The organism is Collinsella bouchesdurhonensis, from assembly GCF_900155365.1.
Taxonomy (GTDB): Bacteria; Actinomycetota; Coriobacteriia; order Coriobacteriales; family Coriobacteriaceae; genus Collinsella; species Collinsella bouchesdurhonensis.
In genome coordinates this window covers 183,426-195,977 of sequence record NZ_LT699742.1, presented here as the reverse complement: position 1 = coordinate 195,977, position 12,552 = coordinate 183,426, and the positions used below count along the sequence as shown (strand labels likewise).

The 12,552-nt window shown below is 56.8% G+C and carries 11 protein-coding genes, 1 tRNA gene and 1 other RNA gene; 2 read left to right on the top strand and 11 right to left on the bottom strand.

The features are described 5' to 3' along the window. Positions 1-139: 139 nt before the first annotated feature. The 9 genes from BQ9843_RS05835 to tadA form a co-directional block, all read right to left on the bottom strand. Positions 140-1,009: a class II fructose-bisphosphate aldolase gene (locus BQ9843_RS05835; RefSeq protein WP_075844262.1), complete on the bottom strand. Its 870-nt coding sequence runs from the start codon at positions 1,007-1,009 to the stop codon at positions 140-142. A 191-nt stretch (positions 1,010-1,200) separates the two neighbouring features. After that, complete coding sequence (gene bilS, locus BQ9843_RS05830) at positions 1,201-1,749, bottom strand: flavodoxin family protein BilS (protein WP_075844261.1); 549 nt, start codon at positions 1,747-1,749, stop codon at positions 1,201-1,203. A 98-nt stretch (positions 1,750-1,847) separates the two neighbouring features. Beyond that, a complete protein-coding gene (locus tag BQ9843_RS05825; RefSeq protein WP_075844260.1) occupies positions 1,848-2,348 on the bottom strand; it encodes a type II toxin-antitoxin system VapC family toxin in 501 nt (166 codons plus the stop codon). Beyond that, positions 2,332-2,646: a hypothetical protein gene (locus tag BQ9843_RS05820; RefSeq protein WP_075844259.1), complete on the bottom strand. Its 315-nt coding sequence runs from the start codon at positions 2,644-2,646 to the stop codon at positions 2,332-2,334. Before BQ9843_RS05820 ends, BQ9843_RS05825 begins: the two co-directional genes overlap by 17 nt. A 72-nt stretch (positions 2,647-2,718) precedes the next feature. Further along, positions 2,719-4,575 (bottom strand): ABC transporter ATP-binding protein, encoded by a 1,857-nt coding sequence (locus BQ9843_RS05815; protein ID WP_075844258.1) that lies wholly within the window; start codon positions 4,573-4,575, stop codon positions 2,719-2,721. Next, entirely contained in the window at positions 4,576-6,366 is a 1,791-nt protein-coding gene (locus BQ9843_RS05810) for an ABC transporter ATP-binding protein (RefSeq protein ID WP_075844257.1), read from the bottom strand. A 194-nt stretch (positions 6,367-6,560) separates the two neighbouring features. Then, positions 6,561-6,656: signal recognition particle sRNA small type (gene ffs, locus BQ9843_RS05805), an RNA gene on the bottom strand. An 87-nt stretch (positions 6,657-6,743) separates the two neighbouring features. Then, the gene (locus tag BQ9843_RS05800) at positions 6,744-7,988 is read right to left on the bottom strand and encodes a MalY/PatB family protein (RefSeq protein WP_075844256.1); all 1,245 of its coding nucleotides are present in this window, start codon (positions 7,986-7,988) and stop codon (positions 6,744-6,746) included. A gap of 86 nt (positions 7,989-8,074) precedes the next feature. Further along, the gene (gene tadA / locus BQ9843_RS05795) at positions 8,075-9,820 is read right to left on the bottom strand and encodes a tRNA adenosine(34) deaminase TadA (RefSeq protein ID WP_075844255.1); all 1,746 of its coding nucleotides are present in this window, start codon (positions 9,818-9,820) and stop codon (positions 8,075-8,077) included. Positions 9,821-9,872: 52 nt separating this feature from the next. On the opposite strand from tadA, the gene BQ9843_RS05790 reads away from it, so the two are divergent. Continuing rightward, positions 9,873-9,963: transfer RNA gene (locus tag BQ9843_RS05790), tRNA-Ser, on the top strand. 324 nt (positions 9,964-10,287) lie between these two features. Here BQ9843_RS05790 and BQ9843_RS05785 read toward each other — a convergent pair. Then, the gene (locus tag BQ9843_RS05785; RefSeq protein ID WP_075844254.1) at positions 10,288-10,860 is read right to left on the bottom strand and encodes a TetR/AcrR family transcriptional regulator; all 573 of its coding nucleotides are present in this window, start codon (positions 10,858-10,860) and stop codon (positions 10,288-10,290) included. Positions 10,861-11,071: 211 nt separating this feature from the next. Between BQ9843_RS05785 and BQ9843_RS05780 the strand changes: the two genes are divergently transcribed. Continuing rightward, on the top strand, positions 11,072-11,623 hold the full coding sequence (locus BQ9843_RS05780) for a LemA family protein (protein WP_075844253.1): 552 nt from the start codon (positions 11,072-11,074) through the stop codon (positions 11,621-11,623). A 93-nt stretch (positions 11,624-11,716) separates the two neighbouring features. On the opposite strand, the gene BQ9843_RS05775 is transcribed toward BQ9843_RS05780, so the two are convergent. Continuing rightward, positions 11,717-12,472 carry a DeoR/GlpR family DNA-binding transcription regulator gene (locus BQ9843_RS05775; protein ID WP_230205618.1) on the bottom strand — a complete coding sequence of 252 codons (756 nt, stop codon included), beginning with the start codon at positions 12,470-12,472 and terminating at the stop codon, positions 11,717-11,719. Positions 12,473-12,552 lie beyond the last annotated feature (80 nt).

Genomic DNA, 12,552 nt, shown 5'->3' with positions numbered 1-12,552 from the left:
TGTTTCGGCGGTTCCGGATGCGGGGATTAAAAAAGTGTGCCCGGCGCGGTCTAAACCGTGCCGGGCACTTTTGGTAGAGGGGAGGCGACGGGAAGGAAGGGGGCTGTCGTCTCTCGGATTTAATCTTTAGAGCAGATGATTACGCGATGGGCTTGGCGCCGTTGGCGAAGACCTTCATGACGTGCTCGTAATCCTTGCAGAACGCATCGTAGGCGGTCATCGTCATCTTGTGATAGTACGGGACCTCCTCGTTCTTGAGATCGGCAGCCACTGCCTCGCCTGCGGCCTTGGAACCGTAGGTGAAGTAATTGATCTTGCGGATGCCGGCATCGATGGCCTTAGCGTAATCCTCATCGGAAACGCCCGAACCGCCGTGCATGACAAGCGGGGTGAGGGTGCGCTCGCGAATCTGATTAAGCACATCAAAGGAGAGGTGCGGCTCGCCCTTGTACAGGCCGTGAACCGTGCCGAAGGAAGCAGCCAGGATGTCGCAACCGGTTGCCGCAATGAACTCGTTGGCCTGATCGGGATCGGTGTAGATAGCGCCAGCCTCCTCGGCAGTGCCGCCCTCGACCTTTGCACCGGCCTCGCGGCTACCCATGGAGCCAAGCTCGCACTCAAGACCGCAGTCGAAGCTGTGGCACATCTCGGCAGCGCGGTGACCGAGCTCGCAGTTGCGCTCGTACGGCAGGAACGAGCCGTCGAACATGGCGCCGTTAAAGCCCATCTCCAGTGCGCGACGCATATAGGACAGGTCCTCGCAGTGATCGAGGTGCACGCAGACAGGAGCAGTGGAGCGCTCGGCAAGAGCAATCAGCACCGGGCCCATGACGTCGAGCGGGGTGATCTCCTCGTGACCCTGAGCGTGATCGATGATAACGGGGTAACCCAGCTTCTCGGCCGTATCAATTGCGGCACGGGCAGACTCGAGGCTCGGCGAGTTGAAGGCGCCGATTGCCATGTTGTTCTGCTCTGCAATAGCGGTGATGTCACGAAGGTTAACGAGCATGGTGCACATTCCTTTCAAGTGCGGCGCCAGAGTGTCCCAGCGTCAAACTAACCATACGAACTAGCTCTATAGTAGCCGAGATGGGCGTCTACTTGTACATGATTATTTGAACAAGTTTTCGCCACAATAGAAAGCTCCCCTTTTGATTCGATTCAAAGGAGAGCTTTCTAAAAAACGATGATGTTTACTGCCTAGAGGCCTAAAGCCCGAGCAGCCGAGGACACTACGGCATCTAGATCGTCAACGTTGGGATGCGCCAAAGCCGAATCAAAGTTGTCGATGAGCGCCTGCATGCGAGCGTCATCCGGATTCTTGGCAAGCATGGCCTCGTAGCGTGCGCGAACGCCAGGGCCCATCTTGCCCTGGCACATAAACGCACCCACAAGCTCGGCCGTCTGCGGCAGATGCTCCTTTACACGCTCAATAATCTGATCAAAGTATTCTTGGCTTCCGCCAAAACCACAGGTACCAAAAAGGAAGACACGCTTTCCGTCCATGCGCTCAAGCAGCTTGGCCACGCCCCCGGTACAAGAGCCCTTATCGCACCAAAAACCAACGCACACGGCGTCCGCCGCAAGGACTCGACTGACAGCATCTTCAAGCTGGGAGACATCAGGGGCGTCGGGCAGCTCGATATCGCAAATAGGCGCAGACCCCGACACAGCAAACCCCTCGCGCAACGCCCGCGCCAGCTGCACCGTGTTGCCGCTCTTGCTATTGGTAATCACAGCGATGTTCATACTCTTCCCCAAACGTCGATGCCGGTTTTGTTTGACCTGCTAGGTTGTACCCAACATTCGAGCGAAAGCAAGGAGATATTTACGGGGCGACACTGAAATCAGGCGTCAAAAGAAGCCCGTCGACAAGCCTCCTCAATCATCTCTCGCGTTACTCTCATCTCCGCATAAGACCGTCCTCGCTTTTGTCTCATCCATCCCAAAAATGCATCGGCATCCAAAGCCTTGATTTTTGATTGAGAAAACCCCTTTGCATCGCGCGTGATAATAAAATCTGCACCGATTTTCTCCGCCGCTACCGCAACCAGGCAATCTTCGAAATCATCCCAAGCGCGGCGCGCGGCCTCCTTAACGTCGACAGGTTCAAGGGAAACCAATTTGATGAAATCAAAGCTCTTGAGAAATGCTCTCTGTACGAGTGGGCTCGCCACTTTGAGGCGTTGATTCAACACATAAAACACGTCGGTAAACGATTTTGCTGGCGCCCATAGCTCAACGTCGTGAAACGACTCAGCAACGAGCAGAGTTGTGCACGAATCAAAGAACTCATCGCGGCGAGCATAGTAGTCAATTAAGAAATTCGCATCAACCAAGAGCTTCATATTTCTCAGCCAACCCTTGAGCGCGAATCTGTTTATAGGAATCGAAATCAAGCAAAGAAGGAGAGACATCGAACGTCATCTCTGCAATCATTTCTGCAAGCTTCCGTTGCTTTTCAACAGGAAGTTCAGACGCATCCCGCCCTGCGCTGTCTTGAGCGACGGGTATCTGCCCTGTCGCTAAAACATATTCATATGCAGCTCGAATGAGCTCCGTTGGCGTTGCGTTCAGCTGTTCAAGAACCGCATTCCCTTGGCGGCGTATCTCGGCCGGAACACGGGCAGTCACCGTTGCCATCATCGCAGTCTCCCGTCAACATGTATTACGTAATACAAGTATAGCAAACTTAGATGTTGCCCCGTAGCCCTTCCCTTACTCCTCCACGGCCCACTGACTGTTATACAGGCCGGCATAGAATCCATCGGCGGCAAGCAGCTCCTCGTGCGTGCCGCGCTCGATAATCTGGCCATCGCGCATAACAAGAATGCAGTCCGCGTTACGGATGGTACTCAAACGATGCGCAACCACAAAGCTGGTGCGCCCGGCCATAAGCTCATCAAACGCCTCCTGAACCTGCAGCTCGGTACGGGTATCGATACTCGAGGTCGCCTCGTCCAACAAGAGAATCGCCGGATTGGTGAGCATCACGCGCGCGATGCACAAAAGCTGCTTTTGGCCTTGGCTAAACGTGCCGCCATCCTCACCGATCATGGTGTCATACCCTTGCGGCAGCTGTCGGATAAACTTGTCGGCATGCGCTCGACGTGCCGCCTCGATCACCTGCTCGCGTGTGGCATCTGCACGACCGTACGCGATGTTCTCGTGTACCGTCCCCTCAAATAGCCAGCTATCCTGCAAGACCATGCCAAAGCTGCGACGCAGGCTCGCGCGTGTATACTCGCGCGAAGAACGCCCGTCCACAGCAATCTCGCCAGCGTCGATATCGTAAAAGCGCAGCAACAAGTTGATAAGCGTCGTCTTGCCGCATCCCGTGGGACCGACCAAAGCAAAGCGACGTCCGGGCTGGGCATCGATGCAAATGTCCTGCAAGAGCTTGCGGTCGGGTACGTAGGAAAAGTCGACATGCTTGAATTGGACTTCACCGCGCGGCTCCACAAGCTCTGCGACACCGGCAGCATCCGGTATCTCCTCGCCAGCATCAAGCAGCGAAAACACACGACGCGCGGAGGCATATGCCGTCTGGATCTGCGTAATGACACTCGTCACTTCGTTGAACGGCTTCGTGTACTGGTTCGCATAGCTCAAAAATGTCTGAACCTGGCCCACCGTCAGCCGCGCCGGCACGCCGGTGATAACGCCCGCGCAACCAATTACCGCCACCACCGCATAGATGATGTTGTTGATGAAACGCGTCCCAGGGTTCGAAAGCGAACTCATAAACTGTGCGTGCTCGCCCGCCGTATACAGCCGCGCGTTAAGCTCATCAAAGCGCTGTTTTGCATGCGAGCCATAGGCAAATGCGTCTACCAGCTTTTGCTCGCCCACATACTCCTCGATATGTCCGCCAAGCTGGCCCTGGATGCTCTGCTGAGCTGCAAAGCTCTTGTTGGAAAGTTTGGCGATAAGCCCCGCCGCAAAAATGGACAACGGTGTCACGAGCACTACCACGATGGCCATGGGAACCGAGATGGATAGCATAAACACCAGGGTGCCCACAATAGTCACCACGCCGGTAAACAGCTGGGTAAAACCTTGGAGCAGACCGTCGCCCACCTGGTCAACGTCGTTTACCACACGGCTGATAAGGTCACCATGTGCATGCGAATCGATGAACGAAAGAGGCATGTGCGAAAGCTTATCGGACGCCTCCATACGCATGTCGCGCACCGTTTCGTAGGAAAGGCGATTTACGCAATAACCTTGGATCCACTGGAAAACAGCAGCGAGCACCACCACGATGGCAAGCTTAACGATGATTGGGGCGAGCGCGGCAAAGTCCACCTTGCCCGCGCCTACGATACAGTCGATACCCTGGCCGATCAGGATAGGTGTATAGAGCTGCAGCGTCACGGAGATGGCCGCCGATACAAACGAGATGATAAACGACGCCATGTGAGGGCGCACATAGGAAAGCAAGCGACGCGTAACCTTGCCCGCCGGCATGAGAGGGACGTTGCGCTTGGGCCCTCCCAGATTATTGAGATTGTCGTTGCCCGAAACGCTCGCGGTCACCGTCGCGACCGAACCGGTAGATGCATAAGGATTCATCTAACACACCCCCTTTACGGATGCGGATTCGTCGTGCTTGAACTGCGAAAGGCAGATCTCGCGATAGAGTTCACAGGTTTCGAACAGCTCGTCGTGCGTACCCAAGCCCGCCACGGCACCGTGACTCAGCACGCAGATCATGTCGGCGCCACGCACCGTGGAAACGCGCTGCGAAACGATAACCGTCGTGAGTGGCAACCCTCCGCTCGCACGCCCCTCCTCGCTGCGACGCTTCACCGCACGGCGCAAGGCAGCATCGGTCTTAAAATCAAGCGCCGAAGCGGAATCGTCCATGATGAGAATGAGCGGGTTGCCCACAAGGGCGCGAGCAATGGTCAAACGCTGGCGCTGACCGCCCGAGAAGTTCTTGCCACCCGCCTCCACCGGACTATCGAGCCCTTGGGGCAGTTTGCGCACAAACTCGGCTGCCTGCGCTACCTCGAGCGCCTGCCATAGACCCTCATCCGAAGCCTTGGCATCGCGCCACTGCAAATTGGAACGAATGGTTCCCGTAACAAGCGAAGCGCGCTGCGGAACAACGCCCACCACATGGCGCAATTGCTCAAGCGGCCATGCGCGTACATCCTTGCCCATTACGCGCACAGCGCCCGTAGTCGTGTCGTACAGACGCGGCACAAGCGAGACCATGGTCGATTTGCCCGAACCCGTACCGCCGATAATGCCAAGCGTCCCGCCGATCGGCAGGCCAAGTGTCACGCCGTCCACGGCGGCAGCAGCGCCCTCACCAAAAGCAAATGACGCCTGATCGAATTCTAGAGCCGGCATGCCCGCCGCCTCGGATGCGCAGGGCAGCTCCACCAACTCATTGCCCGCATCGGTAATGCTCGGGCACGCATGGAGCACCTCATTGACGCGGGAAGCCGAAGCGCTCGCTTTGGTGAAGACCACCACGAGATTTGCCACATATACGATGGAGAGCAGCGTCTGCGTCATGTAGTTTACGAAGGCGATGACTTGGCCCTGTGAGAGATTTCCCACGTTCACCTGGACACCGCCAGCCCACAGGATGGCGCAAACAGCCAGGTTCATCACCAAAAACGTCACGGGGTTAAGCGTCGAGGACAGGCGCCCCACAGCAATCGCCGTGTGCGCCTGATCGGCAGCAGCCTCATGAAAGCGCTTGCGTTCGTGCTCCTCGCGTACAAAAGCTCGTACCACGCGCGCGCCCGAAAGCCCTTCACGACAGATAAGCGCAATGCGGTCGAGTTTTTGCTGCATCTGCTTGAAATACGGCACGCAACGCGCCATCACAACCCAAAAGACAATACCAATGAGCGGCGTGGAAACAAGGAAGATAGCCCCGAGCTTCACGTCGATAAGCAGCGCTGCGACCATGGAGCCAATTGCCAAAAACGGCCAGCGAATCAGCTGGCGCACGCCCAAGGCCACGGCAAGCTGCACTTGGTTAACGTCGTTGGTAATACGCGTGATGAGCGAGGGCGTGCCAAAGCGATCGAGCTCGGCGTAGGAGAGTTCGTTGATATGCTCGTAAAGCTCTCCGCGAATCGCCGTTCCCATACCCTGCGACGCGAGCGCGGCCATCTTCTGGCATACAAGTGTGAACAGAATACCCAAGGCAGCCATTGCAACCAGCAGCAAACCGTACATGACCACAACGTGAACGTCGCGCGCGCCCACGCCGCGATCGATCATGCGGGCGATGACAAGAGGCGTTAACAGATCGAACAAGACTTCGATCAACTTGCAGGCAGGGCCAACGACAAAGTACTTTCGATACGGCCCGGAATAACGTCTAAGCAGCTCAAGCATGCGCAGCGCTTCCCTTTCGTTTCACGACAACATGGCCCGCCGACATGCGGCAAGCAGCGAACACCAACAGCGCTGCGGACTTGCGCGATGGCTCACGAGGTCATGATAGAACAATTAGGTAAACCGGCGGTAAAGAAAGATGTGCCTTATGCCGCTTGCGAAAAAGGGCCTCTCGGCATGAAAAAAGCCGTATGCGCTCGATGGATCCGGATGCCCGTCAGAGGCTCCTTATGGCTGCTTCCTCCCGGACCTGACCAGATTCGGAACATATCGTCATCCGAACCCATCGAGCGCGCACGGCGCTGTTGTTATATAGTAGCCGCTCCCCCGCCTCGCGTCCATATCTTCACGAGAGGCACGCGAGACGGAAGAAAAAGTTACTCCGCAAGCACGCGCGCAATGCGCTCGCAGGCATCGAGCAACATGGTGCGTGGCGTGGGAACGCACATGCGCTGGAAGAACTCGCCACCGTCGGGATCAAAATTGCCTCCATCCTGCAGTAGCACTTGGGCTTCGTCGTAGATGCGACGGTGTAGCTCGGTGCCATCGATACCAAGCTTGCGGCAGCGGGCCTCAAAATCGAACCAAAGGATATAGGTGCCCTCGGGACGACGCACGCCAACGTCGGGAAGATGGTCGGCAAAGTATGCGATCACGGTATCAAAGTTGGCCTCGATATAGGCTTTTACCTGCTCATACCAGTCGTCGCCCTCGTTGTACGCCGCGATTACCGCACTAATGGCAAAGGGGTTCGGCTCAACAAAGCCGCGAGTCTCCTCAAAACATGCCTTGTCCTGTGCATTGCTAAAAAACACATTGGTTGCGGCAAGGCCGGCAAGGTTGAATGTCTTGTTCACCGCCGTGCAGGTTATCACGCGAGCCTCAGGCGCCACCTGCGCCATGTGATGCATCGTTATGCCCTCGCACACTAGGTCGCCATGAATTTCGTCGGCAACAATCAGCACATCGTGCTTCATGCAGATCTGGGCCATACGCTCGAGTTCTTCGACAGACCACACGCGGCCGACCGGATTATGCGGGTTGCAAAGGATAAACATCTTTGCTTCGGGACGCGCGGCGAGCTCCTCCAGATTGTCGAAATCGATAGAGTAGTAAAGGTCGCCCTCAGGATCCTTGGCGGTATGGCGAATGAGCTGGTTGTTCAAAATCATGCGGTCGTTGTCCTCGACAACATGCATGAACGGCGGGTAGACCGGACGCTGAATGATAATCCCATCGCCAGGCTTTGTGAACGCCTGGACGCAAACGTCGAGCGCCTTAACGGTGCCCGCGCTGAGCGACATAAGATCACAGTCAACGTCCCACCTGTCATGGCGCTCAAACCAGCCGTGAATGGCATCCGTGTATGCGCTGCAGCCGTCAAGGGTGGAGTAGCCAAAAATGCCATGGTCTACGGTAGCGTGCAGGGCATCGAGGATGGGCTGCGCACAGCGCAGGTCCATATCTGCCGTAAAGAGGGCGATATGATTGTCGGTAATCTCTTTGACGCCCAGACGCTGAGCAAGAGCTTCGGCACAGCTCCACTTTTGCGAATAGCTACAAGCGTCGTGGCGACGGTCAATCGGGCGATCGAAATCATATGTAACATGCTGAGAAGACATGCTGAACCTTTCTTCTGCTCATCAAATGACATGCATCGTAGCACCTCGGACGCGCTGCGCCGTCGCAAATGCAGACGACAGGCAGGCTACAACAGATAAGCGCGAATAGCGGCGTCGCCTGCGATGCGCGCATTCTCGCGAGCAACAGCAGGGTCGAGGGCACACTCCAGCGCAAGCGGACGGGGCACAAGAGGAACTACGAGGTCGATACCGGCGCGATATACCTCATCGATGTCGTTGGCCCTACCTCCAACAATCGCGACTACAGGCTTTCCTGCCGCTTTAGCTCGCTTGGCCACGCCGACAGGAGCCTTCCCGGCAGCCGTCTGGTTGTCCAGGTTGCCCTCTCCGGTGATGATCAAATTGGCATGAGCCGCCGCTTCATCAAACCCAACAAGGTCGAGCATCGTCTCGATACCCGAGGACATGCGCGCGCCCAGCGCGAGAAGCGCGGCGCCTGTGCCACCGGCAGCACCCGCACCGGGAACCGCCATGAGCGAGCGAGGACGAGCGCCCGGCTCGCCCACCTGCAGGGCGCCACCATCGTGCGCATCACGCGCCTGCGTGAGAAGCCTGCCGTAGCGGACCAGATTGGCATCTGCCAGATCGAGGGCATCGGCAGGAGCGCCCTGCGCGCATAAGCCTTTCTGCGGCCCAAAGATTCGCGCCGCGCCACGAGCCCCCACCAGCGGGTTCGTCACGTCATTCAATATCGATACCGAGACATTCCTCAGGCGCTCAAGTGCCGGCGAAAGATCGATTGAAGCCAAGTTCTCAAGGCCATGAAGCCCGCGGCCAATTTGCCCGCCGGCTTCGTCGAACAGGCGCGCTCCAAGAGCCATGAGCAGGCCCGCACCGCCATCGGTAGAGGCGCTCCCCCCTAAACCGATGTAGAGAGACGTTGCGCCACGGTCCAGAGCGTGGACAATCAACTGCCCCACGCCAAAAGTAGAGGCGTCGAGGGCAGCATCGTATGTGCAAGAAGATTGCGTAATGCCATCTGCCTGGGCCAGCTCAATCACAGCAAACGGTCCTGTCGTGCCCCCATCATCGACAAAGAGGTAGCGAGCCTGGCACAAAGAACCCAGGGGGCCCTCGACCTTAGTCTCTACCAATTCACCGCCAAAAGAACGATGGGCAGCCTCGCACGTTCCCTCGCCGCCGTCGGCTATGGCAATCTTCTCTACCTGCGCACCCGGAGCGGCATGGAGAACGCCCTCCTCAACCCAGTCTTCAATCTGCGCGCTTGTGGCGCAGCCTTTAAAGGAATCGATTGCAAGGAGCACGCGCGGTCCCAGCTGTGCCTCATCGGCATTCGAGCAGCAGCACGGCAGCGGAGCCTCCTCGCGACTCAATGCGCTGGCACGCGTGCCGTCACGCAGCTGAGAAAAAAAGCCCTGCAGCAGCTTGGAACACTCATCCTGAAGCACGCCCGATGTCACTTCAAAGCCATGATTGAGACGATTGTCGCGACTTAGGTCATACAAGCTCCCCACGGCGCCGCCCTTGGGATCGGGCGCGCTAAAGACGCAACGATCGATGCGAGAATTGACCATAAGCCCTGCGCACATAAGGCACGGCTCAAGTGTCACGTAGACGGTACAACCCGTAAGGCGCCATCGCCCAAGGACGCGCGCCGCCTCAAGCAACGCGAGGAACTCCGCATGGGCGGAAGGGTCTTTGTCGAGTTCGCGCCGATTATGCGCCCTAGCGATTACGCGCCCCTCAAAGACCACCGCCGCCCCAATGGGCACTTCGCCCGCCTGGGCAGCAAGTGCAGCCTCATCAAGCGCCACGCGCATAAAACGCTCATCTTCATGTCGCTGTGCCATTATGAACCCTTCGCCGATATCCACCCAATTCGATGCTATCATTAAGCCTTACGGAGAGATGGCAGAGCGGTTTAATGCGGCGGTCTTGAAAACCGTTGAGCGTGATGAGCGCTCCGGGGGTTCGAATCCCCCTCTCTCCGCCATTCATTTATTTTTAATCTCCAACAACAGAATAATTGCCCAACGAAGCCCCTCACCACCACGTGCTGGCGGGGAGAGGGGGATTCGAACCCGACAGGGCGCGCAGCGTTAAGAAAACGCGCCGGTGGCGCGTTTTTAGCGAAGCGCAGTCGGCGCTTGCCGCCGACCGGGTAAATTTTGAGCGCAGCTCAAAATTTAGACATCCCCCGTCCCCCAAGCATGCCTTCCATCTTGATTCTTGACTCAACAGACAACGCAGTCCGAGCGGCCGCCGGCCTTCGCCAACAGCCACCTCGCCCCACAGCAAACACTCGCCAACACGCCCCCTATTTATTCTCGAGCACCCTCGTGACCAGCACGTTAGAGACGCGCACGAAATGGTCCTCGTTTTCGCGGCGGTCGTCACTTGCCCACCACATGCGAATCAGACGCATGATGCCGCCCGCAATGAAATCGGAGGCGGGGTCCAAAAGATCAAGTTGATCCTCGCCGGCAGAGAGCTCAGAAGCATAGCGGCTGCGTATCAAGCCCGAAACCGTCTCGCAGATCTTGAAGGTGAGCATCGCGCTCACCGAACTCGTGAGCACGTTATCCATAAGCTTCTCGTGCTCCAAGAAAAAGTCAATCAGCATCTGGAAGATTGCCTGGCGTTCGTCCACCGACGCCGCCTTTGCGGCCTGCTCCCGTGTTACGCGCTCCACAAAATTCGAGCACAGGCTATCGACATAAAATGAGAAATAGGCCGTTTTATCCGCAAAGTGCTTATAGAACGTCGTGCGGCGAATCATAGCCCGATCGCACAGCATCGCAACGGTAACGTCTTCAAACCGATGCTCTTCGAGCAATTCGGTGAAAGCGGCGAACAGTGCCCGATAGGTTTTTTGCACACGAAGATCCATAAGATCCAGCCTTTCAAAAACGCTTACGGTCCCATTATGCACGTAAGATAAATTGCGCATGTCGTTGATTTTGCAAGCGTCCCCTCTTTTTCGAACAAAAGCCACGTGCCAACGCCGCATGCTTCAACTTGTACGACGGGTATACTGTGGGTGTCATGCGCGGCAATATCGTATGCTTCTCGCCGTGCCGCATTACAGAAACGGAGCACTCATGATTCCGGTCGTCATTGGCATCATCATCGTCATCGCTATCGTTTGCGCGATAGTTGGCGTCTACAATAACCTCGTTACGCTGCGCAATCGCATCGATAACGCTTGGCAAAACATCGACACGCAACTCCAGCGCCGCTGCGATCTGATTGCAAATCTGGTCGAGACGGTCAAGGGCTACGCCAAGCACGAGAAAGAGACCCTCGAGGCCGTTATCTCCGCCCGCAATGCCACCGTCTCCGCAGACTCTCCCGACAAAAAGATGGAAGCCAATAACGCTCTTTCCGGCGCCCTGCGTCAGCTCTTCGCCGTGGCCGAGTCCTATCCCGACCTCAAGGCAAACGCCAACTTCGCACACCTGCAGGCCACGCTTGAGGACACCGAGAACAAGGTGAGCTACGCGCGCCAGGGCTACAACGACTGCGTTCTCAACTACAACAACGCCATCCAAACGTTCCCCGGCGTCATCTTTGCCGGCATCTTCCAGTTCAAGCCCCGCACGGGCTTTGAAGCCAGCAACGAGTCCCGTCAGGCTCCGAAGGTTCAGTTCTAGCCATTGTTTCACATGTAACATGCACGACGCCCGCCCCTCGACAAGAGAGGCGGGCGTTTTATCTACCCGTTGCCCCACAAGCACGGCTACGAATTAGTCGTCGTCAGTGGTGATGAGCTTGGTCTTTGCATCCATGTCGCGGATGCTGCTGGCAAGAGCCGTGCCCGGATCGTAATCGGTAAGAATCGCGTCGAAGTCGTTTACACCGGCATAACGAATAAAATCGGGACGACGGACCTTACTGGCGTCCATAAGCATATAGTGCTCGCGCGAATGCTCAAGCATCAGCGTTTTAACCTCGGCATTGCCCGAGTTGTCGGCCGTGAAGCCGTAATCGGGGTGGAAGGAATCGGTAGCAAGGAACGCTTTATCGACATAAACCTTATCCAGAATGTCGTTGGTGATGAATCCCGTCGCATACTGACGATCACGACGAAGCACACCGCCCAAAAGCAGCACTTCTGCATTAGGAAGATTCGCGCCGGCAAAGGTGGCAATCGACAAATCGTGCGTCACGATCGTGATGTTGTGGAACTCGGTCAGACAGCACACAAACTCAAACGTGGTAGTGCCGGTATCGACCAGAATCGAATCGCCGTCCTTAACAAACAGCGCCGCTTGCTCGGCGACACCGCGCTTAGCCTCGACATTCTTATTTAGACGCTGATCAGGATAGGTGACCGTAATGGTGCGCTTGATGGAAACAGCGCCGCCGTGCGTGCGGCGAAGCGCACCACCGCTCTCCAGCGTTGCCAGGTCATTGCGCGCGGTAACCTCCGAAACGCCAAATTGCTCGCAGATATCCGAAACCTGAATCGAAGAGCGCCTATTGACCTCTTCAACGATCATTGCACGACGTTCGTCAATCGATATCTTTCGATTTTCTCTTGGCGCAGTCTCCCACATACGCATGCCTCCGATCGATGCAA

What these genes read in the sequence shown, in the direction of transcription:
- BQ9843_RS05835 (WP_075844262.1), bottom strand. Translation starts at nt 1,009, where the DNA reads ATGCTCGTTAACCTTCGTGACATCACCGCTATTGCAGAGCAGAACAAC.
- BQ9843_RS05815 (WP_075844258.1), bottom strand. Translation starts at nt 4,575, where the DNA reads ATGAATCCTTATGCATCTACCGGTTCGGTCGCGACGGTGACCGCGAGC.
- BQ9843_RS05810 (WP_075844257.1), bottom strand. Translation starts at nt 6,366, where the DNA reads ATGCTTGAGCTGCTTAGACGTTATTCCGGGCCGTATCGAAAGTACTTT.
- tadA (WP_075844255.1), bottom strand. Translation starts at nt 9,820, where the DNA reads ATGGCACAGCGACATGAAGATGAGCGTTTTATGCGCGTGGCGCTTGAT.
- BQ9843_RS05785 (WP_075844254.1), bottom strand. Translation starts at nt 10,860, where the DNA reads ATGGATCTTCGTGTGCAAAAAACCTATCGGGCACTGTTCGCCGCTTTC.
- BQ9843_RS05820 (WP_075844259.1), bottom strand. Translation starts at nt 2,646, where the DNA reads ATGATGGCAACGGTGACTGCCCGTGTTCCGGCCGAGATACGCCGCCAA.
- BQ9843_RS05800 (WP_075844256.1), bottom strand. Translation starts at nt 7,988, where the DNA reads ATGTCTTCTCAGCATGTTACATATGATTTCGATCGCCCGATTGACCGT.
- BQ9843_RS05775 (WP_230205618.1), bottom strand. Translation starts at nt 12,472, where the DNA reads ATGATCGTTGAAGAGGTCAATAGGCGCTCTTCGATTCAGGTTTCGGAT.
- BQ9843_RS05780 (WP_075844253.1), top strand. Translation starts at nt 11,072, where the DNA reads ATGATTCCGGTCGTCATTGGCATCATCATCGTCATCGCTATCGTTTGC.
- bilS (WP_075844261.1), bottom strand. Translation starts at nt 1,749, where the DNA reads ATGAACATCGCTGTGATTACCAATAGCAAGAGCGGCAACACGGTGCAG.
- BQ9843_RS05825 (WP_075844260.1), bottom strand. Translation starts at nt 2,348, where the DNA reads ATGAAGCTCTTGGTTGATGCGAATTTCTTAATTGACTACTATGCTCGC.